Below are 26,081 nucleotides of genomic sequence, written 5' to 3' on the forward strand. Positions count from 1 at the left end.
AGAAGCCGCACACACCTGATAGGCTTCGGGAGCCCGCTGCCGGAGCATGAGCTCGGACGGGCAAGCCTCCACATCAGTCCACCTCCGCGTGCCATGCGTGCGCGCCCCGACACAGGAGACAGCGCTGCTATCCCACGCTCTTCCCCTGTCCCTCATCGCTGCGGGTAACCCCGTCGCGGCGGGGAGCAGCAAGGCCGCCGAGTTCCATGGTCCGTCGATCAACGAGTTCTTCCCGGACCCGATCTTCTTCGCCGGTACTGCGTTCGAGATGGACCGCATCGTCCTCATCCGCTTCTTCGCGGTGGCCGTGCTCCTCGTCTTCGCGTTCGCCGGAACCCGCGCGCTCAAGCTGGTCCCCAACCGTGGACAGGCATTCATCGAGTACGCCTTCGACGTCGTCCGTCGGAACACCTTCGACAACCTGGGTGAGAAGGACGGCAAGCGTTTCCTGCCGCTCCTCGCGACGATCTTCTTCGGCGTCCTGTTCATGAACCTCACGGGACTCGTCCCGTTCATGAACATCGCCGGTACCAGCCGCATCGCGATGCCGATGATCCTCGCGATCGTCGCCTACGTCGCGTTCATCTACGCCGGCCTCCGCAAGCACCCGGGCACGTTCCTCCGGAACTCGCTCTTCCCGCCCGGGGTGCCGTGGCCGCTGTACATCATCGTGACGCCGATCGAGATCGTGTCGACCTTCGTGCTCCGTCCGATCACGCTGACGCTGCGACTCCTGATGAACATGGTCGTCGGGCACCTGCTCCTCGTCCTGTTCTTCTCGGCGACCTGGTTCTTCTTCTTCGACACGGAGAGCCTCTTCAAGTTGTTCGGTGTCGGGACGCTCGCGTTCGGCATCGCCTTCAGCTTCTTCGAAGTCCTCGTCGGCTTGCTCCAGGCGTACGTCTTCATGCTGCTGACGGCCGTCTACATCCAGCTCGCGCTGGCTGACGAGCACTGACACCCTTCTGACCCCCTACGGGACCGACACTCGTCGGACCCGCACTTCGAAAGGAAAACACGTGGACGCAACGACCGTTCTCGCGGAGATCAACGGCAACATCGCGACGGTTGGCTACGGCCTCGCTGCGATCGGCCCGGCCATCGGCGTCGGCATCGTCGTCGGCAAGACCATCGAGTCCGTGGCCCGCCAGCCCGAACTCCAGGGTCGCCTCACCACCCTCATGTACATCGGTATCGCCTTCACCGAGGCCCTTGCCTTCATCGGCATCGCGACGTACTTCATCTTCACCGCCCAGTAAGGCATCTCGATGCAGACTGCACTCATCATCGCGGCGGAGGAGACCCACAATCCGCTGATCCCACCGGTGTACGACATCGTGTGGTCCGCGGTGGCCTTCGTCATCATCTTCATCGTGATGTGGCGTGTCGTCACGCCGCGGATCACGAAGATGCTCGATGAGCGCACCGAGGCCATCGAAGGCGGCATCAAGAAGGCCGAAGCCGCCCAGGAACAGGCCGCTGCTGCGCTCGACGAGTACAACAAGCAGCTGGCTGATGCGCGCGCCGAGGCATCGCGCATCCGTGAGCAGGCCCGCGCCGACGCCACTGCGATCGGCAACGAGGTCCGCGAGCAGGCCAGCGCCGACGCCGCACGCATCACCGCGAACGCCCAGGCGCAGATCGAGGCAGAGCGCCAGAGCGCGCTCCAGTCGCTCCGCTCCGAGGTCGGCACGCTCGCACTCGGCCTCGCGTCGGGTGTCATCGGCGAGTCCCTCCAGGACGACGCCAAGGCGACCGCCGTCGTCGACCGCTTCCTCGCCGACCTCGAGTCGTCGCAGGGTGCCCAGACGTCGGCCGGAACGGAGCACTGAGCATGCGCAGCGCCACCCGTGAAGCGATGACGTCCACCAGGGCGGTGCTCGCCGACCTCGGCAGTGCCGTCGACCTGGGCGTCGGAGCACAGATCTTCGCCTCCGGGCGAGCGATCGCCCGGGCGCCGCAGCTGCTCAACCTGCTCGCCGACCCGACAGCCGACACCGCGGGCAAGAAGGTCCTCATCGACCGGGTCTTCGCCGGACAGAGCGACGCCACGCGCGCCGTCCTGGCCGCCGTAGCCGGTTCGCGCTGGTCGTCGCAGGGTGACCTGCTCGCCGGCATCGAGGACGCAGCGGTCCGCGCCGTGGCCGCGACGGCCGACCAGTCGACCTCGATCGAGGCCGAGCTGTTCGCCTTCGAGACCGCGGTCCGTTCGGACGCCGGACTCGAGCTCGCGCTCGGGACCAAGCTCGGCAGCGCCGACCAGAAGGGCTCCCTCGCGGAGCGTCTGCTGGCCGGCAAGGTGTCGCAGCAGACGATCACCATCGTGTCGAACCTCGTGCAGCAGCCCCGCGGCCGCCGCATCGGCGAGATCGTGCGTGACGCCTCCCGGATCGTCGCGGACCAGGCGGACAAGCTCGTCGCCACGGTCATCACGGCGACGCCGCTGTCCGACGACCAGGCGGCTCGTGTCGCCCGGGGGATCGCGCAGCGCTACGGACGGGACATCACCGTGAACCGCGTCGTCGACCCCTCGGTCATCGGCGGGGTCCGCGTGCAGGTCGGCGGCGACGTCATCGACGGCACCGTCGCGACGCGGCTCGCAGACCTCCGTCTGCAACTCGCCGGCTGAGCGTACGGTCGGACTCGTCCCTCCAAGTCCACAACGGGAACTGCCCCGCCCGGCAGCATCACCCTCTCGGAGCCGAAGGGCCCCGGAAACCAACAAGGAAAATCCCATGGCAGACATCACCATCAGCCCCGATGAGATCCGTGATGCCCTGAAGGACTTCGTCTCGAACTACGAGCCGACGAAGGCCTCCACGGCCGAGGTCGGGCACGTCACCGACGCCGGTGACGGCATCGCCCACGTCGAAGGCCTCCCCGGCGTCATGGCCAACGAGCTGATCCGCTTCCAGGACGGCACGCTCGGCCTCGCCCAGAACCTCGACGAGGACTCGATCGGTGCCATCGTGCTCGGCGAGTTCTCCGGCGTCGAAGAGGGCCAGGAAGTCACCCGCACGGGTGAGGTCCTCTCGGCCCCGGTCGGCGACGCGTTCCTCGGCCGGGTGGTCGACCCGCTCGGCGCCCCGATCGACGGTCTCGGCGAGATCGCCGCCGAGGGTCGTCGTGCCCTCGAGCTGCAGGCGCCGGGCGTCATGTCCCGCAAGTCGGTCCACGAGCCGATGCAGACCGGCATCAAGGCGATCGACGCGATGATCCCCGTCGGCCGCGGCCAGCGTCAGCTGATCATCGGTGACCGCCAGACCGGCAAGACGGCCATCGCCATCGACACGATCATCAACCAGAAGGCCAACTGGGACTCCGGCGACGAGAACAAGCAGGTCCGCTGCATCTACGTCGCCATCGGTCAGAAGGGCTCCACGATCGCCTCCGTCAAGGGTGCGCTCGAGGACGCCGGCGCGATGGAGTACACGACCATCGTCGCCGCTCCGGCCTCTGACCCGGCCGGCTTCAAGTACCTGGCCCCCTACACGGGCTCGGCCATCGGCCAGCACTGGATGTACCAGGGCAAGCACGTCCTGATCATCTTCGACGACCTGTCGAAGCAGGCCGAGGCCTACCGTGCGGTGTCGCTCCTCCTGCGTCGACCGCCGGGGCGCGAGGCCTACCCGGGTGACGTCTTCTACCTGCACTCCCGTCTGCTGGAGCGTTGTGCGAAGCTGTCCGACGAGCTCGGCGCCGGATCGATGACGGGCCTCCCGATCATCGAGACCAAGGCGAACGACGTCTCGGCGTACATCCCGACCAACGTGATCTCGATCACCGACGGCCAGATCTTCCTGCAGTCGGACCTCTTCAACGCGAACCAGCGTCCGGCTGTCGACGTCGGCATCTCGGTGTCCCGCGTCGGTGGTGACGCCCAGGTGAAGTCGATCAAGAAGGTCTCCGGCACGCTGAAGCTCGAACTGGCGCAGTACCGCTCGCTCGAGGCGTTCGCGATGTTCGCGTCCGACCTCGACCAGGCGTCGCGTCGTCAGCTCGACCGTGGTGCCCGCCTGACCGAGCTGCTCAAGCAGCCGCAGTACTCGCCGTACCCGGTGGAGGAGCAGGTCGTCTCGATCTGGGCCGGCACCAACGGCAAGCTCGACACGGTCCCCGTGCCGGACGTGCTGCGCTTCGAGTCTGAGCTGCTCGACCACCTGCGTCGCAACTCCGACGTGCTCACGACCCTGCGCGAGACGAACCAGCTCAGCGACGACACCGTCGCCGAGATGTCGAAGCAGATCGACGAGTTCACGAAGAGCTTCCAGACGAGCGACGGCAAGACGCTCGGCTCGGAGCAGTTCGACGCCGCGGACTCCGAGGACGTCGACCAGGAGCAGATCGTCAAGGGTCGTCGCTAGATGGCAGCGCAGGTCCGGGTCTACCGTCAGCGGATCAAGTCCGCGAAGACCACGAAGAAGGTCACGCGCGCCATGGAACTGATCTCGGCGTCGCGGATCCAGAAGGCGCAAGCCCGCATGGCCGCGTCCGGTCCGTACTCCCGTGCGGTGACCCGGGCCGTGTCGGCCGTGGCGACGTTCTCGAACGTCGACCACGTGCTGACCACCGAGCCGACGACTTCCACCCGCGCGGCCGTGGTGCTGTTCACCTCGGACCGCGGTCTCAACGGCGCGTTCAGCACCAACGTCCTGAAGCAGGGCGAGGAGCTCGCCTCCCTGCTCCGCAGTGAGGGCAAGGACATCGTGTACTACCTGGTCGGGCGCAAGTCCGTCGGGTACTTCACGTTCCGTGAGCGCGCGTCGGAGCAGCAGTGGGTCGGCAACACCGACCAGCCGGAGTTCTCGACCGCCAAGGAGATCGGCGACGCCGTCGTGGCGAAGTTCCTGCAGGACACCGCAGAGGGCGGCGTGGACGAGATCCACATCGTTTTCAACCGGTTCCTCAGCCTCGCCACGCAGGAGCCGCAGGTCGTCCGCCTGCTGCCGCTCGAGGTCGTGGACGGAGTGGACGAGCCCCAGGGCGACGAGCCGCTCCCGCTCTACGAGTTCGAGCCGGACGCCGACGCGGTGCTCGACTCGCTGCTCCCGGTCTACATCGAGAGCCGCATCTTCAACGCCATGCTGCAGTCGGCTGCTTCCGAGCACGCCGCCCGTCAGAAGGCCATGAAGGCGGCGAGCGACAACGCCGACTCCCTGATCCGTGACTTCACCCGTCTCGCGAACAACGCGCGACAGGCCGAGATCACGCAGCAGATCTCCGAGATCGTCGGCGGCGCCGACGCCCTCTCGTCGAAGAAGAAGTAGTCCGCCGCGTGCGCGGACAGACACCCACCCCAGGAAGGCACCAGCCATGACCGACACCGCAACCACCGCGGTCGAGACGTCGTCGGCGCCCGGTGTCGGCCGGATCGCCCGTGTCACGGGTCCCGTCGTCGACATCGAGTTCCCGCATGACGCGATCCCGGAGATGTACAACCTCCTGTTCACGACCATCACCATCGGTGAGTCGTCGCAGGAGATCGGCCTCGAGGTCGCGCAGCACCTCGGCGACGACCTCGTCCGTGCCATCTCCCTGAAGCCGACCGACGGCCTCGTCCGTGGTCAGGAAGTCCGTGACTCGGGCGCTCCGATCTCGGTCCCCGTCGGCGACGTCACCAAGGGCAAGGTCTTCGACGTCCTCGGCAACGTCCTGAACTCGGACGAGAAGATCGAGATCACCGAGCGCTGGCCGATCCACCGCAAGGCCCCGGCCTTCGACCAGCTCGAGTCCAAGACCTCGATGTTCGAGACCGGCATCAAGTCGATCGACCTCCTCACCCCGTACGTGCAGGGTGGCAAGATCGGCCTCTTCGGTGGTGCGGGCGTGGGCAAGACCGTCCTCATCCAGGAGATGATCCAGCGCGTCGCGCAGGACCACGGCGGCGTCTCGGTGTTCGCCGGTGTCGGTGAGCGCACCCGTGAGGGCAACGACCTCATCGGTGAAATGGAAGAGGCGGGGGTCTTCGACAAGACGGCCCTCGTGTTCGGCCAGATGGACGAGCCGCCGGGGACGCGCCTCCGTGTCGCCCTGTCGGCGCTGACGATGGCGGAGTACTTCCGCGACGTGCAGAAGCAGGACGTCCTGCTCTTCATCGACAACATCTTCCGTTTCACGCAGGCCGGTTCCGAGGTCTCCACGCTGCTGGGTCGCATGCCGTCCGCGGTGGGCTACCAGCCGAACCTCGCTGACGAGATGGGTGTGCTCCAGGAGCGCATCACCTCGACGCGTGGCCACTCGATCACCTCGTTGCAGGCGATCTACGTGCCGGCTGACGACTACACCGACCCGGCGCCGGCGACCACGTTCGCCCACCTCGACGCCACCACGGAGCTCTCCCGCGAGATCGCGTCGCAGGGTCTCTACCCGGCCATCGACCCGCTGACCTCCACGTCGCGGATCATGGACCCCCGGTACCTGGGCGCCGACCACTACGAGACCGCCACGCGCGTCAAGCAGATCCTCCAGAAGAACAAGGAGCTGCAGGAGATCATCGCCATCCTCGGTGTCGACGAGCTCTCCGAAGAGGACAAGATCACGGTGGAGCGCGCCCGTCGCATCCAGCAGTTCCTGTCCCAGAACACCTACATGGCGAAGAAGTTCACCGGTGTCGAGGGCTCCACGGTGCCCCTCAAGGACACCATCGAGTCCTTCCGCGCCATCGCCGACGGCGAGTTCGACCACGTCGCGACGCAGGCGTTCTTCAACGTCGGTGGCATCAACGACGTGGAAGAGAAGTGGGCTCAGATCCAGAAGGAGAACCGCTGAGATGGCGGGTCTCACCGTGAGCGTCGTCTCGGCTGACCGCGAGGTCTGGTCGGGCGACACCACCATGGTCGTCGCACGCACGACCGAGGGCCAGATCGGCATCCTCGCGGGACACGAGCCGATGCTCGCGATCCTCGCGCAGGGTCAGGTCCGCATCACGCGGGCCGATGGCTCCACCGTCGCGGTCGACGCGGAGGACGGCTTCCTCTCCGTCGAGCACGACACGGTGACGATCGTGGCGCGGCAGGCCGCGCTGGCGTCCTGACCGGACTGACCGTCCTCCTCCCGCCGTCCGAGACGAAGCGGGAGGGCGGGGACACGGAGCGCACCCTCGATCTGGGTGCGCTCTCGTTCCCGGAACTGGCCACTGAGCGGGCCGCGGTGATCACCGCGGCCCGCTCAGTCAGTTCCGAGGAGACCTCCGCGCGGACGGCGTTGAAGCTCGGGCCGAAGTCGGTCGCTGAGCGGCTCCGCAACCTGGTCCTCGAGACCAGCCCCACCATGCCGGCCGTCGAGCGGTACACCGGCGTGCTCTACGACCCGCTGGACGCCCTGACGGCGGACGCGGCGACGCGCGCCTGGTGGGATCGTCACGTCGTGGTGCAGTCCGCGATGTTCGGACCCGTGGGCGCGGGGGACCCCATCCCCGCGTACCGGCTGTCGCACGATTCCCGGCTGCCCGGGATCCGGCTTGCGTCCCACTGGTCTGTTCCGGCGGGAGCGGCGCTGGCGACCCGTCCGCCGGGGCTGGTCCTCGACCTCCGGTCGGAGGGCTACCGGGCGCTCGCGCCGGTGCCGGACAGCGTGCCCCTGCGCGTGGTCAGCGTCGCTGGGGACGGTCGACGCAAGGCGCTGAACCACTGGAACAAGACGGCGAAGGGGCGGCTCGTCTCGCTGCTCGGGCGGACCGGGGTGTCGGTTTCCTCCATGGTGGAACTCGCCGCCTGGGCTGCCGCGCACGGAGTCGTCATCGAGCAGGACGGGAACGGCTGGGACCTGGTCGCCGAGAGTCTCGAGCCCGTGGCGGTCTGACGTCCGTTCCTCCACAGGGCGGTCACGACGGTGGGCAGTCCACGGGTCGCTGGAGCAGCCGTCCTGGAGGCCCGACCCACGTCAGGCTCGCCTGCATGCGAACCACAGACACCACGACCGGACCCACGACCCCGACTTCCCCTCGCCACAGTCACGAGATCGCCGCTGCCGTCACGCTGCCGAGCGCTGCTCGCGCCCTCGTCGCACCGGGCCCGCTGACCACGGCGGGCGGCATCGCGCTCACGACGGCGTGCGGCGCGCTGTCGACCCGCGTGGCGCTCCTCGGGTTTCTGGCCGACCCGGACGCCGACGACCCGATCGGCATCAGCGGGCACGATCCGTTCACCGACCCGATGCCCTCGGCGCTGCTCGGATCCGGTCCGGAGCCCGACCGCGACCGGGTGCGACGGGCCGGCGACCGTTGTGTGGACGCCTGGCGTCAGTGGTCCGGGGAACGCGACTCCGGACAGTCCGTGGTCGGCGTCGGGGGAGCACTCGGTCTCGGCGCGTGGTGCGCGTGGGCGCTGGGCGCGGAGCTCCGTGCCGAGACGCGGGCGCGGTACGCGCTCGACCTGCGCGCTGACGACCCGCTCGCGCAACTGGTGCTCCGCGGTTGCACGCTGGGCATCCGGGCGGCGTGGCGTGGATGAGACCGGGTGCACCGCATCGTCTACGGTTGTGGTGCCGACCGGAGGAGCCGCACGTGCAGGACGACGAGGACCAGCTCGACGACACCGTGCTGCGTGCGTCGGACCGGCGTCGGGCGACCACCGCTCCGGGTCCGCTCGACGACACCCTCGTTCGTCCCGGGCGTCATCGGACTCCGGCGTCGTCTCGCCCGGACCAGGAGGCCGACTTCCCGACGGCCGTCCCCTCGATCCGGATCGGGGCACGGGTGTACCGCCTGGATCGTCCCGTCGTCGTCGGCCGGCGGCCCGGGCCCCCGCGGGTCGTCCAGGGCTCGGTGCCGGAACTCGTGACCGTGCCCTCGCCGGGCGGAGTGGTCTCCTCCTCCCACGTCCTGTTCCACGCCGCCGGGTCCACCGCCGTCGTCGACGACCTGCACGCCACGAACGGTACGGTCGTCCGCGCTCCCGGCGCCCCGCCGCACCGGATGCCCTCGGGTGCCTCGATGGTCGTGCTGACCGGTACGGTTGTCGACATCGGGGACGGCGCCACCATCGAGGTGCTGTCGCCGTACCTGCGGTCCGTCCCTCCCGGCGGTCGCGAGTCGTCCGGACCCCTCTTGTCTCCACCGTCCACCACCGGTCCGTCCCGAACCCCCAGAGAGCGACCCTGAACCGTGACCGAACTCGGCCGTGCTGCCTCCTCCCACGCCATCGACCTGCCCGACGGCAACGGTGCGACGCTGACCTTGTCGTGGGGGGCCGCGACCGACGTCGGACGCCGCCGTGACCACAACGAGGACAGCTACATCGTCGACGCCCCCTACTTCGTGGTGGCGGACGGCATGGGTGGTCACCTGGCGGGTGACCGGGCGTCCGACGCGGTCGTGCGCCGCCTCGGCGACTCCACCACCGAACCGTTCGCTTCGCGGCAGACCATCCAGCGGGCACTGCTGCTCGCCACCGCCGACATCGAGCGGGCAGCGGGCGGCAACGCCATCGGGGCAGGCACGACCGTCACCGGCGTGGCGCTGGTCGCGACGCACGGACAGCCCTCGGCACTCGTGTTCAACGTCGGTGACTCGCGCACGTACCGCAGCGATGCGGGAGCACCGTTGAAGCGACTGACGATCGACCACTCGGTGGTGCAGGAGATGGTGGACGCCGGTGTCCTCCGGGCCGAGGACGCCGAGTCCCACCCGGACAGCAACGTCATCACCCGGGCCGTCGGGTTCGGCGAGCCGCCGGAGCCGGACTGGTGGACCATCCCGCTCCGGACCGGCGACCGCTACGTGGTCTGCTCGGACGGCCTGACGAAGGAGATCGGCGACGTCGGCATCTCGCGCATCGCTGCGAAGGTCGACGACCCGCAGGAGCTCGCGGAGCGGCTCGTGGGCGACGCCGTCATCGCCGGCGGTCGGGACAACGTCACGGTCGTCGTGCTGCAGGTCGACGAGGCCCCGGCGGTGCCCGACGACATCGAGGACACCCTCCCGCGTCACTGACCTCGACGGGACGTGCTGCGAACGGGTCTGGACGACCAGGCCCGGTAGAATCCCGCAACGCCGTCGTGACCACGCCACTCAGCCGGGAAGGAGCGTCCATGGCCCGCAGACTGCCGTCGAGCCCTCCCGTGCTCCCGGGCTTCAGTCCGGTGCACGTGCTCGGCTCCGGTGGCTTCGCCGACGTGTTCCTCTACGAGCAGGACATGCCCCGACGCCAGGTCGCGGTCAAGGTCCTGCTCGACGAGGTCGTGGACGACCGCGTCCGCCAGATGTTCCAGGCCGAGGCGAACCTGATGGCACGTCTCAGCACCCACCCCTCGATCCTCACCGTGTTCCAGGCGAGCGTCGCCGCGGACGGCCGCCCGTACCTCGTGATGGAGCTCTGCTCGGCGTCGATCAGCGAGCGCTACCGTCACGAACCGGTCCCGGTGTCGCAGGTCCTCTCGGTCGGCGTGCGGATCGGCTCGGCGCTCGAGACCGCACACCGCGACGGCGTGCTGCACCGTGACGTGAAGCCGTCGAACATCCTGCTCACGGCCTACGGCAACCCGGTGCTGTCGGACTTCGGGATCGCCGCGACCCTGGGAGGGGCCGACGCCGACGAGCCCGTCGGCATGTCGATCCCGTGGTCGGCACCGGAAGTGCTCGGCGACGAGTCGCGCGGCACGATCCAGTCCGAGGTCTACTCGCTCGCAGCGACCGTGTACTCGCTCCTGGCCGGGCGTAGTCCGTTCGAGGTGCCCGGCGGCAAGAACGGCGCCGCCGACCTCATGGCGCGGATCGACAAGGGCGGACCGCTGCCCACCGGGCGTCCCGACGTGCCACCGACACTCGAACGAGTCCTCGGCGCCGCGCTCTCGCGGCGTCCGCGGGACCGACCTTCGACGGTCATGGAACTCGTGCGTGGGTTCCAGCAGGTCGAGGCCGAACTCGGTCTCCCGCAGACCCCGGCCGAGGTCGCGGTCGAGGCCTGGGCGGTCGCCACACCGTCGCGCCCCGGCGAACGGACCGTCATCGCGGCGGTCGGTGCGGGTGGCAGCGGGGTCGGAGCGCGGTCGGGCCGTCGTCGTCGGACCCGCTCCACCCTGCGCGGCGGCGCGGTGGCGAGCGCGTCAGAGAGTGTCGGGACCGTCCACCGGTCCGCCTCGACCGCGCGCGGACGCCGCGGATCGCGGTCTGCTCTGGTCTGGGCGACGGTCCTCTCCTCGGTCGTGGTGGTGGCGCTGGCCGTGACCACCGTGGCCGTCCTCACCCGCGGCGGTGATGACGCCGTACCCGTCGTGTCGGACGTCAGCGCCACCGCCGGTGCGTCCGCCGTGACGTTCCGCTGGACCGATCCGGGCCTCCAGCAGGGCGACACCTTCGTCGTGACGACCGACGGTGTGACGAGCCAGCAGACCGGGACGACGTTCGTCGCGACCGGCCGACCCGGCGTCGAGCAGTGCATCCGGGTCGCGGTGAACCGTGACGGCCGCACCGGGGCGGACAGCGTCGAGCGGTGTGGCACGATCGGCGGGGCCCGGTGATCCGGCGGTTGCTCGCTGCCCGACGTTCCGCGACCGTGACGACCGCGGTGGCCGTCGTCGTCGGGGCGGTCGTCGCCGGGACGGCGCTCGTGTCGAACGGCTACCACGCACAGCGCGTCGACCTCGGCGACGGCACGGTCTGGGTGCCGTCGGCGCAGTACGGTGCGGTGGGCCGCGTCAATCCACAGGTGCTCGAACTGAACACCGCGGTGGAGACCTCCTCGGACGCCACTTCCGTGCTGCAGCACGGATCGACGGTCTACGCGGTCGACCAGACGAAGGGCACGGTGGCGCGGGTCGACGTCGCGGATGCCACCCTGGGCGACGCCGTCACGCTGCCCACGGGTTCGCCGACCGTCCTGTTCGCCGGGGACACCGCCGTCATCGGCAACGCGGACACCGGCGGCCTCTGGTCCACACCCGCGGACTCCCTCGACGAGTTCGACGCCTCGACGGACCCGCAACTGACCCTGGGTGCCGATGCCGTGTTCGACGCGTCGGCCGACCACGTCGCGGTGTACTCGCCGCGGACCGGCACCGCCTCGCTCGTCGCCCTGGGTTCGACCCCGACCGTCGAACGCCGCTCATCCGTCCGGATGGACCGTACGCACGCCTTCCAGGTCGCGACCGTCGGTGACCACATCGCCGTCCTCGACCGCACCGACGGCGTGCTCTCGATCGACGGACGGACCGTCGACCTGGGGGACCGCGTCGGCTCGGCACCGGCGTTGCAGCAGTCGGCCAGCACCGGCGACGACGTCACGGTCGCGGGCACTGCGGGCCTCGTCCGTGTGTCCGCTTCCGGCGCCGTCCAGCAGTCCGCCCTCGCCGTGTCCGGACGCGCTGCCCGACCATGGACCGACGACGGGTGCACGTTCGGAGCGTGGAGCGGCGGGCAAGCGATCGACACCTGCGACGGTCGTGCCGTGCAGGACCTCGACCGGGTGCCGGGCGGCGCGGCGCTCCAGGTGGTCCACAACGGGCGGACCGTGGTGGCCAACGACCCGGAGACCGGGCGCTCCTGGGCCGTCGGCCGCAGCGGCCAGCTCATCGACAACTGGGCGCAGCTCGTCGACGAGCAGGACGACCGGCAGCAGGAGCGGGCGTCGGACGACGACCCGGAGGTCGAGAAGGAGCAGGCCCCGCCCGTCGCGGTCGACGACGACCTCGGCGCTCGTCCGGGCCGCACCACGACCCTCCCGGTCCTGCTCAACGACCACGACCCGAACGGCGACCCGCTGGTCGTCAGCGACGTCGGCGACGTCGACGACCCGGCGGCGCGCGTCACGATCGTCACCGACGGCCAACAGCTGCAGGTCTCCCTGCCCGGCGCGGCCACCGGGGTCGTGACGTTCCCGTACACGATCACCGACGGCAACGGGGGGTCCGCGACGGCGACCGTCCGGGTGACCGTCAGGCCGGAGTCCGAGAACGAGCCGCCCCGGCAGGTCCGCGCGACCCGGGCCGACGTCGTCCGGGGCGGGCACGTCTCGACGAACGTCCTCGGCGACTGGATCGACCCGGACGGCGACCCGGTGTACCTCGAGTCGGCCGACCCGTCCGAGGGCGACCACACCTCGACCACGCCGGACGGCCTGCTCGACTACCGCAACGACAGCGGTCGCACCGGCGACCGGGTCCAGCAGGTCACCGTCAGCGACGGCCGGGACACCGGTCGCGGTCCGGTCACGGTGACGGTGGCGGCGCAGGGCGACGTGCCGCTGCGCGCCCAGGGCTTCCCCGTGAGCGGGTACGCCGACAAGCCGTTCACGGTGGAACCGCTCGACCACGTCCGCGGGGGCAACGGTGCCGTCACCCTCACGAGCGTGTCGTCAGCGCCGGGCCTGACGGTGACGCCGAGCTACGACAGCGGGACCGTGCGCGTCGAAGCGCGGACGCCGGGGGACTGGCAGCTCGAGTACACCGTCTCGGACGGCACCAAGACGGCCAGCGGCGTGGTGCGGATCACCGTGCTCGCGCCGCCCGACGCCTCGGCCGCGCCGGTGACGACGCCGAAGACCGTCTTCGTCACCACGCTCTCGTCGAAGGACACCGACGTGACGGCGACCGACTTCGACCCGGCCGGCGGCGTCCTCCTCGTCACCGGACTGGACGGGCCGCCGAGCGGTTCCGGCGTCCAGGCCGACGTGGTCGACCAGCACATCGTCCGGGTCAGCCTCACCGCACCGCTCGACGGCCCGGTGTCCTTCGGCTACTCGGTGTCGAACGGACTCGCGACGGCCACGGGCACGATCACGGTCGTCGAGATCCCCGAGCCGGACCGCATCCAGCCGCCCGTCGCCCAGCCGGACACGGCGACCGTCCGGGTCGGTGCCGTCACCGACATCGACGTCCTCGCCAATGACACCCAGCCGGAGGGAGGCGCTGTCTCGCTGCTGCCCGACCTCGTCCAGGACCTCCCTCGTGGTGCCGGTCTGCTGTTCGTCTCCGGCGACCACCTGCGCTACCTCGCGCCGAACACCCCGGGCACCTACACGGCGGCGTACCGGGTCGCCGGACCGGACGGGCAGATCGCTGACGCGACCGTCTCGGTGTCCGTCCGCGACCGCGACCGTGCGACGAACGGCGCACCCGTCCCGCAGACGGTGACCGCGCGCGTGGTCGCCGGTCAGTCCGTGCGCGTCTCGGTGCCCCTGAGCGGGATCGACCCGGACGGCGACTCCGTGCAACTCGTCGGCGTGGCATCGAACCCGGAGAAGGGCTCGGTGGTGGACGTCGCCGCCGATTCGCTCACCTACGAAGCGGGTGACTACTCAGCGGGGACGGACGAGTTCACCTACACCGTGGTCGATGCCCTCGGGGCCCGCGCCACGGGCACGGTCCGCGTCGGCATCGCCCCGCGTGCCGACGCGGCCGGCCGTCCCGTCGCCGAGGCCGACCGCGTCACCATCCGGCCCGGCGGATCCGTGTCCGTCCGGGTGCTGCAGAACGACTCCGACCCCGAGGGCGGTCGCCTCACCGTCACCGCGGTGGAGCCCACCGCGCCGGACGTCCGCGCGCGGGTCGTCGGTGGCCAGACCGTCCAGGTGACCCCGCCGCCGTCCGCCCGGCGCGGCGACTTCGCGGTGGCGTACACCGTCGCCGACGACCAGGGTGCGACCAGCACCGCGTTCGTCACCGTGACGGTCGACGAGGACGCAATCCCACTGCGCCCCGAGGTCGACGACACCGTGCTCGACCTCCAGGACGTGCTCGGCCGGCAGACCGTCACCGTCGACGTCCTCCGGAACGTCTTCTTCGCCGAGGGCACGGACGCGGACCTCCGGGTCGGCGTGGTCGACGGCTACCACGGCACCGCGTCGGTCACAGGTGACGACCGCCTCGTCGTCCGCGTCTCGGACACGTCGCAGGTGATCCCGTTCGCGGTCGCACGACGCGACCACCCGGACGTGGTGTCCTACGGCTTCGTCCACGTCCCGGGCACTGACGACGCGCTCCCGCAACTCGACCGGACCGCTCCCGCCGTCTCCGTCCGGAGTGAGTCGACGGTCCGGATCCCGCTGTCCCGATACGTCGTGACCGCGAACGGCAAGACCGCGGCCATCACCGACCGCGGGGCCGTGAAGGCGACGCACGCCGACGGTGGTTCCCTGGTGGTCGACGACTCGACGCTGCAGTTCACCTCGTCGAAGCTCTACTTCGGCAAGGCGTCGATCTCGTTCGAGGTGACGGACGGGTCGGCGGCGAACGGCGGGACCGGGCGCGTCGCGACCCTCGTGCTGCCGATCACCGTGACGCCGCGCTCGAACCAGCCGCCAGCGCTCACGGGGACGACCCTCGAGATGCAGCCCGGCGACCAGCGCGTGCTCGACCTCACCAAGCTGACCGACTACCCGTACCCGGCTGACCTGCCGGAGCTGCGGTGGTCCGTGGTCGAGCGACCGGGCAACGGCACGACGGCGACGATCTCCGGGCAGCGCCTGGCCGTCGTGGTCGACGACGCGGCGTCACCGGGCGAGCGGTCCACGGTCGGCGTCGGTGTCGCCGACTCGACGAACCAGGGGCGGTCGGGCCGCATCACCATCGAGGTCGTCGCGTCGACCCGACCGCTGGTGCAGCCCGGGCCGGACAGCGCGGTCGTACGACGAGGCACGTCGACCACGGTCGACGTGCTCGCCAACGACCGACAGACGAACCCCTTCCCGGGGCAGCCGTTGCGGGTCGTCGACATCCGCGGTCTCGCCGGCGGCATCCCCGCGGGCGTGACCATCACCCCGAGTGCCGACCGGTCGCGCCTCCGGGTGAGCGTCGCCGCGGACGCGAAGCCGCTCGACACACACCTGCAGTACCGGGTCGTCGACGCGACGGGGGACACCGACCGATCCGCGTGGGGCGACGTGACGATCTCGGTGCAGGACGTCCCGGACGCGCCGGGTACCCCGACCCGGACCGGCACCGAGGCCGGTGGGCAGGTCACGCTGAACTGGTCCACCCCCCGTGCGAACAACGCACCGATCACCGGCTACCGCGTGACCGGGACCGGCGGCGTCACGAAGGACTGCGGCACCGCCACCGTCTGCACCGTCACCGGGCTGGACCCGACCGCGTCCTACCGGTTCAGCGTCCTGGCCGAGAACGAACTCGGCAGTTCGCAGCCCTCGCCGCAGTCCGCCACGATGAGCGCCGACTTCGTCCCGACGGCACCGACCGGGCTCTCGGTCGTGCCTGACCGGACGAACCCCGGGCAGCTCGACGTCTCGTGGAACGCGGTGCCCCGACCCGCCACGGGCAGCGCCGTCGACGACCACGTCGTGACGATCGCCGGCCCTGGTCTCAGCGACACGAGACGGACGGGCACCGCGACGACCACGTCGTTCAGCGGCGCGACGAGCGGCGCGGTCTACGTCGTGACCGTCTCGCCCCGCAACGACGCGGCCCGGGACGGCACGGTCGTGCAGTGGAACAGCGCGACGGCGTCCGGAACCGCTGTCGGGACCCCCGGCGCGCCGCAGGACGTCCGGGCCGTCACCGGTGACCAGCCGGACGACCAGGGCAGGTCGACGGTGACGATCACCTGGTCGCCCGCGGACGGTGCCGGGGGTTCCGGTCCGACCTACCGGGTGTACCGGGTCGCACCGGGGAGCAGCCCGAGCTGCGACACCCTGTCGGGCCAGACGTCGCTCGGCGCGGAATCCGGGACGACCGACGCGGGTGTCGGCGGCGGTGGCGTCCGGTACGCGGTGGTGTCCGACAACGGCCTGTTCTGCAACGTCGCCTCCGCCAGCGCGGTCGCCTACGAGACGCCGGGCGGCACCGCTGCCCCGGCCGTCGCGATCGTCTCCGGGTCGACCGCCACGCAGTCCGACCTCCGGGTCACCGCCCCGAGTGCGGAGGTCGACCACTACCGCCTCCAGACCGGCACATCGGTCGTCTCGCTCCAGCCCGGCCAGGCCTGGACCGGGGTGCCCGGGACCGGCGCGCGGAACGCCCCGGCCACCCTCACGCTCCAGGCGTGCGGGGCGCCCGGCGATGCCTTCTGCACCGGCGAGGACGGCTCGTGGTCTGCGGCGGGTGTCGCTTTCGACACGTCGAGCTCGGTGGACGGCGCGCAGGAGGGGCAGCAGATCGTGGTCAGCGGTCCGACCGTCGGCAGCGGGGTGAGTGTGACGTCGTACACGGCCCGGTGGTACAGCGACGCCGACGGCACGGTCGCGATCACGCCACAGGACACGGACACCTGGCAACCCGGCAGCACGGCCCCGACAGCACCAGCTGGCGCTCGGGCCGTCCGGATCCTGGTCACGGTGCAGCTGGACGCCGACCCCAGGCTCTCGGCCACCACCGGCAGGTCCTCGCCGACGTCACCCGTCGCAGCGGCGGACCCACCGCCCGCCGACCCACCGGCGGACCCTCCGGCTGACCCCGCACCCGGTGCTGGCGACCCCTCCGAGCCGACATCGTGACCGCCAGCACCGCCAGCACCGCCAGGACCGCCAGCACCGCCAGGACCGCCAGCACCGCCAGCACCGCCAGCACCGCCGACGCCGTCCCCACCACCGAAGGAACGACACCCGCATGAGCATGACCCCGGAGCAGGCCACCTGGTTCGCCGACGTCGCCGGCCGCATCGTGACCAACGTCGAGCAGGTGCTCCTCGGGAAGACGTTCGTGATCCGCCTCGCCGTCACCGCGATGCTCAGCGAGGGGCACCTGCTGCTCGAGGACGTCCCCGGGACCGGCAAGACCAGCCTGGCGCGCGCCCTCGCCCAGAGCGTGCAGGGGTCGACGAACCGTGTCCAGTTCACCCCGGACCTGCTGCCCGGCGACATCAGCGGCATCAGCGTGTACGACCAGCGTGCGCAGGCGTTCGAGTTCCACCGTGGTCCGGTGTTCGCGAACATCGTCCTGGCCGACGAGATCAACCGCGCGAGCCCGAAGACCCAGTCGGCGCTGCTCGAGGCGATGGAGGAGTCCGCCGTCACCGTGGACGGCGTCACCCACCGGCTGGCGCAGCCGTTCATGGTCGTCGCCACACAGAACCCGATCGAGCAGGCCGGCACCTACCGCCTGCCCGAGGCGCAGCTCGACCGGTTCCTCATGAAGACGTCCATCGGTTACCCGGACCATGCGGCGACCGTCCGGATCCTCGAGACGTCCGCGGCGCCGTCCGCAGCGGTCCCCGTCGCGAGCGTGGTGCCCGCGGCGACGGTCACCGAGATGGCCGCTCTCGCCCGTACCGTGCACGTGGACCCGGTGATCGCCGACTACGTCGCGCGCCTGGTGGACGGCACCCGTGGCGCGACCGAGGTCCGACTCGGCGTCAGTGTGCGCGGAGCGATGGGCCTGATGCGCGCGAGCCGCGTCCTCGCCGCCGTCAACGGTCGGCACTACGTCACGCCCGACGACGTGAAGGCACTCGCCGAGCCGGTCCTCGCGCACCGCATGGTGCTCGATCCGGAGGCCGAGTTCGACGGCGTCAGTGCCTCGAGCGTCGTCGCGCAGCTGCTCGTCGACACGCCACCACCGGCCGACCGGGTCCCGCGGTGACGGACCACCGTCCCACCGGGACGCGTTCCCGGCGGCCCCTCGCGACACGGTCGCGTCGGGCGGCCACCCAGGAGGGCGCCCGGACGGTCGCCGGACCCACCAACGTCCGGACCCGTCTGGTCGGTGACCGCGAGGACGTCGCCGCTGACGCCGTGGTCGGTGTGGTCCGCGCGTGGCGTACGGCCGGGAGGCTCGTCATCCGTGTCCGGGACGACGTCGCCTCCGTCGTGACGGGCCTCGGATGGACCGCAGTCGTCCTGACGATCGTCGCGTTCGTCGCGGGGTACCGTTGCGGGCTCCGCGAGGTCGTCGTCGTCGGGTGGGCGGGGGCGGTCCTGGTGGTGGTGGCGGCGATCGCGCTCCTCGGCCGGTCCCGGCTGCTCATCCGGATGACCCCACCGCAGCACCGCGTGGTCGTCGGGGCCGACGCCGGGGTGACGATCACCGCCGAGAACCCCACGCGCCTGCCGACCGTCCCGACGACGGTCGAGGTGCCGGTCGGGGTCGGACTCGTCGACGTCACGATCCCCGCGGTACCGCCGCGAGGCACCTTCGAGCAGCACGTCGCGGTCCCGACCGTCCGCCGAGGGGTCCTCGACGTGGGCCCGGTGACGGGTGTCCGTGCGGACCCGGTCGGCCTGGTCCGCCGGGAGGTCGTGTGGACCACGCGTGAGCAGGTCATCGTGCACCCGCGGACGATCGCGATCCCGTCGACGAGCACCGGGCTGGTCCGCGACCTCGAGGGGCAGGCGACCACCGACCTCTCACCCGCGGACATCGCGTTCCACGCGATCCGCGAGTACATGCCGGGCGACGACCCGCGGACGATCCACTGGAAGTCGACGGCGAAGACCGGCGCGTTCATGGTGCGACAGTTCGAGGACACCCGACGTTCGCACCTGGTCGTCGCGCTCGGCGTCGCCCGCGCGGAGTTCGCCGACGACGACGAGTTCGAGCTCGCGGTCAGCGTGGCCGCGTCGCTCGGCACCCGCGCCGTCCGGGATGGCCGTGAGGTCACGGTGGTGGTCTCGGAACGGACCCCGGAGTTCGCCAAGCGCGCCGTCCGTGCCGTGCACCCGATGCCGACCGTCACGCCGACCCGGTTGCTCGACGCGTTCGCCCGGGTCGGACTGGCGGACGCCTGCCTGCCGGTCGCCGAGGTCGCGCGCATCGTCGGGCGCGACACCCCCGGGATCTCGGTCGCGTTCCTGGTCGTCGGGTCGACCGTCGGCGTGCCGGCCCTCCGCCTCGCGGCGACCCGGTTCCCGATCGGGGTCGAGGTCGTCGCCGTCGTCTGCGAGCCGGAGGCCGTGCCCCGGTCGGTGCGCGTCGGTGGCCTGACGATCATGACCGTGGGGTACCTCGAGGACCTCCGCCACGCACTGCAGCGATCGGTCTCCGTGTGACGGCCGACGAGCGCCGGTCCCCGCGTCCTCCCGTGGCCCGCTCCGGTCCTCGTTCCGGCGCGCGCGCAGCCCGACGACGTCGCGCGGCACCGCTGCGTCTCGTCGCGGGCACCCTGGCCGTCTGGCTCCTCGTGGCGCTCGCGAGTACGGCTTGGTGGCCGATCCACCGTGACGCCAGCATGGTGTCCGCGGGGGCCACCGCGGTGGTGGTCGGTTCGGTGATGGCGCTCCTGGGAGCGGGGATGCGCCTCCCGGCCGCGGTCGTGTCGATCGCGACCGTCGTCGGGTTCGCGGCGACGGGGGTGCCCGCTGCTGTGCCCGGTGCGGCCGACGGTCCGCTCCCGACGGTGCCCGGGCTGGTGGACCTGTTCAGCGGCGTCGCCCTCGGGTGGCGGCAGCTCCTGACCATCAGCCTGCCGGTCGGGTCCTACGAGGCGCTCCTCGTGCCGTACTTCGTGTCCGTGCTCCTCGTGACGGTCGTCGGCGTGAGCATCGCGACCCGTGCCTCCCGTCCGGAACTGGCCAGCCTGCCGGCGCTGGCGCTCTTCGTGACCGGCACGGTCTTCGGTCCGACCCGGCTCGAGACCTCCGTCTGGCTCGGGGTCCTGCTGGCGGGGATCGCGCTCGTGTGGGCGTTGACCGTCCGGCACCTCCGCCGTGCGGCGACCGTCGCGGCGACCACCGGTACCCGCATCCGGATCGCCCGTGCCGTCGTCCGGCCTGCGCTGGTCGGCACGGCCACGATCGCCGCGGCGGCGGTCGTCGCGACCGGACTCGGCTTCGTGGCACCGCCTGCCGGCACCCGTACGGTCGCGCGGAGCGGCGTCGTCAAGCCCTTCGACCCGCGAGACCAGGTCAGCCCGCTGAGCGGGTTCCGCGCCTACGAGGAACGCGGTCGGGCCGAGCAGCCGCAGCTCACCGTCACCGGACTGCCCGCCGGCGGGTTCATGCGGATCGCCACCCTCGACAGCTACGACGGCGTCGTCTACCGCGTCGGTGGGCCGGACGGCGACGCGGCATCCGGCTCGTTCGAGCGCGTCCCGACCGCGGTGGACACACGTGACGTCCGGGGGACCGCCGTCCGGGTCGTGGTGACCGTGGACGGGTACCGGGGCGTCTGGCTGCCGACGGTCGGGGAACTGACGTCGGTGTCGTTCCGCGGCCCGGACGCCGATCGCGAGCGGACCGCCTTCTTCTACAACCGCTCCACCGGCACCGCAGCGGTCGTCGACGGCGTGAGCGACCGCACCCGGTACACGCTGTCGGCGGTGCTCCCCGACCAGCCGACCGAAGACGAACTGCGCGACGCACGACCGGGTGATGCGGTCGTCCCGACTCCGCGTGACGTCCCCGCTGCGGTGCAGGACGCCGTGCGGGCAGACAGCGACGCGGACACCAGCGACGGGGCGCAGTTGCTCGCGGCCCTGCAGGCACTGCAGCGCAACGGCTACGTCAGTCACGGCGTCGGCGACGACCGTCCGAGCCGGAGCGGACACGGCGCCGACCGGATCGCGGAACTCCTCACCGCGGTGCCGATGGTGGGGGACCAGGAGCAGTACGCCGTCGCCGCTGCTCTCATGGCCCAGGAGATCGGTTTCCCCGCGCGGGTCGTCCTGGGGTTCACGGCCGGTGGCGACTCCGGTGCGCGGGACACGACCAGCGGGGCGACCACCGGCCGGACCACCTTCCGCGGTTCGGACGTCACCGCACGCATCGAGGTCGACACGGCGCAGTGGGGATGGGTCATGCTCGACCCGAACCCGGCGGTCCGCGAGATCCCGGACCAGTCCGACCAGACGCCGAAGCCCGTGACACGGCCGGAGACCGTCGTCCCGCCGCCGCCAGCCCAGCAGCTCGACCAGGACGAGCAGACACCGCCGCAGGCGGACCGGGACACCCCGCCGACGCAGCCGGTGTGGTTGCAGATCCTGCTCGCCGTGCTGCCGTGGGCACTCGGGGTCCTCGGGCTCCTCGCACTCGTGCTGCTCCCGATCGCCACCGTCGTGCTGGCCAAGCGTCTCCGGCGTCGACGGCGGAGACGAGCACCGGAGCCCCGGACGCGCGTGGTCGGCGCCTGGGACGAGTACCGGGACGCCCTGCTCGACGGCGGACACGACGTCACCCCGTCGGCGACCCGCCGCGAGGTCGGTGCAGCCGCACCCGGCGAGGCCGGCGCGGTCATCGCAGCCGACGCCGATGCGGCCGTCTTCGGTCCGAGCGACGTCGACGACGCCGTCGCCGACCGGACCTGGGCGGCGGCGGACGGGGCGATCGCCGCCCTGCGCGCTGGGCGCGGTCGGCGCGACCGGTTCCGCGCGGCGACGTCGCTGCGGTCCTTCCGGCGGTCGTTCCGGCGGTGAGGGGCAGTGCCACGTCGCCGTCGGGAGCGGTCGGAGAGTGCTCCGATCGGCGGTGACTACGATGTCCCGAGGCCGGAGGCACCTCGCGGACGGCCGGACGAGGACAGAGGCACCCTGTGATCAGATGCGAACACTGCGGATCGGCGCTCCCGGACGGAGCGATCTTCTGCGGTGAGTGCGGACGAGCCGTCACGACCTCGGCAGCTCGCCGCACTGCACCCGTCGAAGCCGCCGACCGTGCGACCCCGCCACCGCTGCAGCAACCCGACGCGCACGGCCGCGTGCCCGAGACCGGCGACGACGCCTGGCTCCCGGAGTCGACGCTCGACCCCGCGACCCGCGCCTGGCTGACCGGCGCCGATCGTGCGCGTCCCGCGCCGGCAGCGGCCGGCTCGGTTGGTGCTGGTGCCGGTGACGCCCCCGACGCGTCGTCCGGCTCCATCACTCCGCGCCCCGACCTGACGCCGCGCGGTGCCCCCAGCCACGTGCACGGTGCCGGCACCGGTCTCGGCGACTGGACCGGACGCCCCGCCGGTGCAGAGACGCCCACGGAGCCGACACTCGATCCCGACGCCTTCCCCTCCGAGGCCGTCGCTCCGCAGGACGACCCGGAGGTCCAGCGCACCGCCGCCTGGGCCCCCCTGGGGACGGACGCCGCGGACTCAGCCGGTCCCTCTGCTGACGTCCCGGTCTGGGAACCGCAGACGACCACGGCTGCTCCGCCGGCCGGACCCTCCTGGTGGGTCGGTCGTGCCCCCTCGGCTGCGGTCGCGGCCACGCAGACGTCCTCGGACGATGCTGACGGATCGAGTGCCGGCGAGGCCGACGACGCTCCCCGGCCCGGTGACACCGCGGCGTTCCAGCCGGTCCTCGAGCGGCGCGCGCCCCGCCCCGCTCCGCTCGTGGCGCCGGGGAGCCAGAGTGCGACCTGCCACGTGTGCGGGCACGCTCTCGAGCCCGACGACATCTTCTGCGAGGAGTGCGGATCCGTCCGACCCGCCGTCACCGCGGCGTTCACCGGTCCCGTGATGCCCCTGCCGCTCACCCGGCCGGACTGGGCCGCTGACGAGGACGCCCTCCGTAGCGCAGTCTCCGACGCGCACGAGCTGACCGAGGACCGCGACGGTGCGGGTGCCCCCAGCACCCACGAGCCCGTCGTCGACGAGCCCGTCGCCGATGAGCCCGTCGCCGATGAGCCCGTCGCCGACGAGCCCGTCGCCGACGAGCCCGTTCCTGACGAGACCGTGGTGGACGGACCTGCTGCCGATCAGCACGACCCGGTCGAGACCGCGGCCGGCGAGCCCGTCGTCGACGACGCTGGTGGTGCTCTCGCCGACGCGCAGGACTCCGATCCGGCGCACAGCGACAGCGACAGCAGCGACCTCACGGTCGACCAGGAGGCCCCCATCCCCTCCGCGGCGCCGCTCCCGCCCGTCGCACCCCGGCAGCCGCCGGTTGCTGCACCCCTGCCCCCTGTCCGACTCCCGGACGAGGCTGCGGACGGCGGAGCGCCGGTCGACCCGGTGTTCGACGCGGACGAGGACGAGGACGTCGAAGAGACGCGCATCGTGTCCCGTACCGCCGATCACGCCCCGTTCCTGCTGCACTTCAGCACCGGCGAGCGGCTCGGCGTCCACGGGTCGGCGCTCCTCGGGCGGCTGCCGCGCCCGGAGGCCGGTGAACGGTTCGACGACCTGCTGACCATCCGCGACCCCGGCAAGTCCGTGTCGAAGACGCACCTGGAACTCGGGCGCGACGGTGACGACCTCTGGGTGTCCGACCGCTACTCGGGCAACGGCACGGTGGTCCGGCACATCGACGGGTCGATCCGCCGCTGCGAGCCGGGGCGCCGGTACCGGGTCGAGCGTGGTGCTCGTGTGGACGTGGGGGAGCAGTTCTTCCTGCTGCAGTGACGTCCGCGGCGGCCTCTCCACAGTGACGCGTTCGCCCGCCGGTTCTCCACAGTCCTGGTCGGTGACCGCTGGCGGGTGCGTGTTCGCGCTGGGATGGGGGACATGGAACCTCGTGGAGCACGTCGCGTGGCCGTGACGGTGGCGGTCCTCATCCTCGCCGGGACGCTGGTCGTGCCGATCGGCAGTGTGCCGGCCCTGTGCTGCGCGGCGGCGGTGTGCACGCTCGTCGGGCTCTCGGTGCGGTCTCGAGGACACGACGGTGAGCCTCCGGTGGTCGTCGTCCCGCCCGGTGCCGGTGCCGGTGCCGAGCGCGGCGAGTCCGTCGGTGCCCGTGAAGAGGCCGTCGCGAGTCCCGGCCCAGCACGGGACGAGGACCTGCCCGACGGTCGAGTGGAGGACGACGCAGGGGATGGCTGCGTCGTCGTCGGTCGCACGAGCAGCGGGGCGCTCGTCCGGGTCGACCCCACGGACGGGATCGTCGTGTGCGGCACCGGCGCGCTCGCCCGGGCCGTCTTCACCGGCCTGGTCGACCAGCTCGACCAGCTCCGCCGTCGGCGCTTCGACCGGGAACTCGTCGACCCGTTCGCCGGCTCGGCGTCGCTGCGCGTCAGCGCCGACGTCGGTGTCCTCGGCAGGCGCGTCGTGCGCAGCGGCATGCCCGAGGGGACCGCAGCGGCTGCGCTCCTGGACCCGGACGGCCGCCGTCGGGCATCGGTCGTCCTGGTCCCGAGCACGGCGACGTCACCACGTCGGTGGACCGCCGTCGTCGACGTCACGCGGTACGGGTGCCGCCTCCGGCGTCGACTGTCCGACGGTTCGGCGGAAGCCGTGGGTGTCGCGGTGACCCCGACGCTGCCGCTGCTCGTCATCCCGGACCGTCACGACGTCCCCCGCACCCCTGACCCGGCGGACGACGCAGCGTGGATCCCGGTTCAGCGCAAACCCGAGCCGACGCGGACCGCGCCGACGGGCACGCCGCCGCCGAGCACCCGTTCGCCGGTCGTGGCGAGGACCTCGTCCGCGGCCGCGGCGTCGACGAGTCCGTTGCGCACGAGGAGCGTCAGCGCCGCCAGCGTGCCGGCGCGGAGCGAACCGTCGAGCACCTTGACCGCGACGGCGGGTCCCTGCGGCACCCCCATCACCATCACGCCCTCGGCGCCGAGCTTGGCCAGGACGCCGAGCCGCTCGATCGTCACGGTGTTCGCCCGGCCCACGCCGTCGATCGCCCACGCGTTCGCCAGCACCGCGTCGGTCAGCGCTGCCGTGTCGTCGTCCGCGCTGGCCACCACACCCGCGATGCCGCGCGCCAGGCCGGTGAGCGTGAGCGGGAACACCGGCGCGCCGCACCCGTCGGTACCGACGACGTCGACGACCTCGCCGGTCACGTCCTCGACGGTGCTGCGCACCGCGCGCTGGAGCGGGTGGTCGATGTCCAGGTACGTCGCCGCGTCCCATCCGTGCACGCGGCAGGCAGCGAGCATCCCGGCGTGCTTGCCGGAGCAGTTCATCGCCAGACGTCGCGGACCGTCCATGCCGCGCGCGGTCTCCCGGTCGAAGGGCAGGTCCGGTGGGCACCCGAGGTCGTCCTCGCGGTGGTCGAAGCGTTCGAGCATGCGCAGCGCCAGTGACTGGTGGGACGGGGTCCCGGCGTGACTCGCGGTCGTCATCACGAGCTCGTCCCCAGCGAAGAGCGCCCCGGCACGGCGGATCGCCAGCGCCTGGAACGGCTTCATCGTCGAGCGAGGGTAGATGCTCGCCGCGGCGTCACCGACCGCGTCGATGACCGTGCCGTCGGCAGCCACGACCACTCCGGCCCCGATGTGCCGACTCTCGTCGAAGCCGGAACGGTCGAGGACCGCCAGCTCGACGGACCCGTCGACGGTGAGAGGATGACGGTCGGTGCTGGGAGCCGCGCGCATCCCGCGAGCCTACCGACC

The 26,081-nt window shown here is 71.6% G+C and carries 19 protein-coding genes and 1 pseudogene; 19 read left to right on the forward strand and 1 reads right to left on the reverse strand.

The annotated features are described in order from the left end of the window. Positions 1-97 precede the first annotated feature (97 nt). The 19 genes and pseudogenes from atpB to DEI89_RS00925 all read left to right on the forward strand — a co-directional run bounded on the left by atpB (position 98) and on the right by DEI89_RS00925 (position 24,144). Positions 98-958, forward strand: a complete 861-nt coding sequence (gene atpB / locus DEI89_RS00835; protein WP_181421444.1) for a F0F1 ATP synthase subunit A — start codon at positions 98-100, stop codon at positions 956-958. Positions 959-1,019: 61 nt separating this feature from the next. Next, positions 1,020-1,259, forward strand: coding sequence for an ATP synthase F0 subunit C (gene atpE, locus DEI89_RS00840; protein ID WP_110825114.1), 240 nt, complete (start codon positions 1,020-1,022; stop codon positions 1,257-1,259). A 9-nt stretch (positions 1,260-1,268) separates the two neighbouring features. Next, a complete protein-coding gene (locus tag DEI89_RS00845; RefSeq protein ID WP_110902141.1) occupies positions 1,269-1,832 on the forward strand; it encodes a F0F1 ATP synthase subunit B in 564 nt (187 codons plus the stop codon). 2 nt (positions 1,833-1,834) lie between these two features. Next, positions 1,835-2,629: a F0F1 ATP synthase subunit delta gene (locus DEI89_RS00850; RefSeq protein WP_110902142.1), complete on the forward strand. Its 795-nt coding sequence runs from the start codon at positions 1,835-1,837 to the stop codon at positions 2,627-2,629. 106 nt (positions 2,630-2,735) lie between these two features. Further along, a complete protein-coding gene (gene atpA / locus DEI89_RS00855) occupies positions 2,736-4,364 on the forward strand; it encodes a F0F1 ATP synthase subunit alpha (RefSeq protein WP_110902143.1) in 1,629 nt (542 codons plus the stop codon). Next, positions 4,365-5,267 carry a F0F1 ATP synthase subunit gamma gene (locus tag DEI89_RS00860; RefSeq protein ID WP_110902144.1) on the forward strand — a complete coding sequence of 301 codons (903 nt, stop codon included), beginning with the start codon at positions 4,365-4,367 and terminating at the stop codon, positions 5,265-5,267. Between the two features lie 46 nt (positions 5,268-5,313). Then, positions 5,314-6,768 carry a F0F1 ATP synthase subunit beta gene (atpD, locus tag DEI89_RS00865; RefSeq protein ID WP_110902145.1) on the forward strand — a complete coding sequence of 485 codons (1,455 nt, stop codon included), beginning with the start codon at positions 5,314-5,316 and terminating at the stop codon, positions 6,766-6,768. 1 nt (position 6,769) lies between these two features. Further along, the gene (locus tag DEI89_RS00870; RefSeq protein WP_110902146.1) at positions 6,770-7,033 is read left to right on the forward strand and encodes a F0F1 ATP synthase subunit epsilon; all 264 of its coding nucleotides are present in this window, start codon (positions 6,770-6,772) and stop codon (positions 7,031-7,033) included. A 5-nt stretch (positions 7,034-7,038) separates the two neighbouring features. Further along, entirely contained in the window at positions 7,039-7,800 is a 762-nt protein-coding gene (locus DEI89_RS00875; RefSeq protein ID WP_110902147.1) for a YaaA family protein, read from the forward strand. A gap of 95 nt (positions 7,801-7,895) precedes the next feature. Then, positions 7,896-8,450, forward strand: a complete 555-nt coding sequence (locus tag DEI89_RS00880) for a hypothetical protein (RefSeq protein WP_110902148.1) — start codon at positions 7,896-7,898, stop codon at positions 8,448-8,450. A 53-nt stretch (positions 8,451-8,503) separates the two neighbouring features. Beyond that, positions 8,504-9,100, forward strand: a complete 597-nt coding sequence (locus DEI89_RS00885; protein WP_110902149.1) for a hypothetical protein — start codon at positions 8,504-8,506, stop codon at positions 9,098-9,100. Between the two features lie 3 nt (positions 9,101-9,103). Then, complete coding sequence (locus DEI89_RS00890; protein ID WP_258368588.1) at positions 9,104-9,931, forward strand: PP2C family serine/threonine-protein phosphatase; 828 nt, start codon at positions 9,104-9,106, stop codon at positions 9,929-9,931. A 98-nt stretch (positions 9,932-10,029) separates the two neighbouring features. Next, positions 10,030-11,457, forward strand: coding sequence for a serine/threonine-protein kinase (locus tag DEI89_RS00895; protein ID WP_110902150.1), 1,428 nt, complete (start codon positions 10,030-10,032; stop codon positions 11,455-11,457). A gap of 35 nt (positions 11,458-11,492) precedes the next feature. Then, the gene (locus tag DEI89_RS00900) at positions 11,493-17,381 is read left to right on the forward strand and encodes an Ig-like domain-containing protein (RefSeq protein WP_146236654.1); all 5,889 of its coding nucleotides are present in this window, start codon (positions 11,493-11,495) and stop codon (positions 17,379-17,381) included. Between the two features lie 112 nt (positions 17,382-17,493). Continuing rightward, complete coding sequence (locus DEI89_RS00910) at positions 17,494-18,465, forward strand: MoxR family ATPase (protein ID WP_110902152.1); 972 nt, start codon at positions 17,494-17,496, stop codon at positions 18,463-18,465. After that, positions 18,462-19,871, forward strand: coding sequence for a DUF58 domain-containing protein (locus DEI89_RS00915; RefSeq protein WP_110902153.1), 1,410 nt, complete (start codon positions 18,462-18,464; stop codon positions 19,869-19,871). The genes DEI89_RS00910 and DEI89_RS00915 overlap by 4 nt, the downstream gene beginning before the upstream one ends. A gap of 32 nt (positions 19,872-19,903) precedes the next feature. Then, positions 19,904-22,231: a transglutaminase domain-containing protein gene (locus DEI89_RS00920; protein WP_110902154.1), complete on the forward strand. Its 2,328-nt coding sequence runs from the start codon at positions 19,904-19,906 to the stop codon at positions 22,229-22,231. Between the two features lie 116 nt (positions 22,232-22,347). After that, positions 22,348-22,416 (forward strand): annotated as a pseudogene (locus tag DEI89_RS18290) (zinc-ribbon domain-containing protein); the annotation flags it as partial. A 96-nt stretch (positions 22,417-22,512) separates the two neighbouring features. Then, the gene (locus DEI89_RS00925; RefSeq protein ID WP_220034503.1) at positions 22,513-24,144 is read left to right on the forward strand and encodes an FHA domain-containing protein; all 1,632 of its coding nucleotides are present in this window, start codon (positions 22,513-22,515) and stop codon (positions 24,142-24,144) included. 932 nt (positions 24,145-25,076) lie between these two features. Here the strand turns inward: DEI89_RS00925 and DEI89_RS00930 are convergent. Beyond that, the gene (locus DEI89_RS00930) at positions 25,077-26,063 is read right to left on the reverse strand and encodes an asparaginase (RefSeq protein ID WP_110902156.1); all 987 of its coding nucleotides are present in this window, start codon (positions 26,061-26,063) and stop codon (positions 25,077-25,079) included. Positions 26,064-26,081: the final 18 nt, after the last annotated feature.

The sequence above is a fragment of the Curtobacterium sp. MCBD17_030 genome (assembly GCF_003224255.1).
Classification (GTDB): domain Bacteria; phylum Actinomycetota; class Actinomycetes; order Actinomycetales; family Microbacteriaceae; genus Curtobacterium.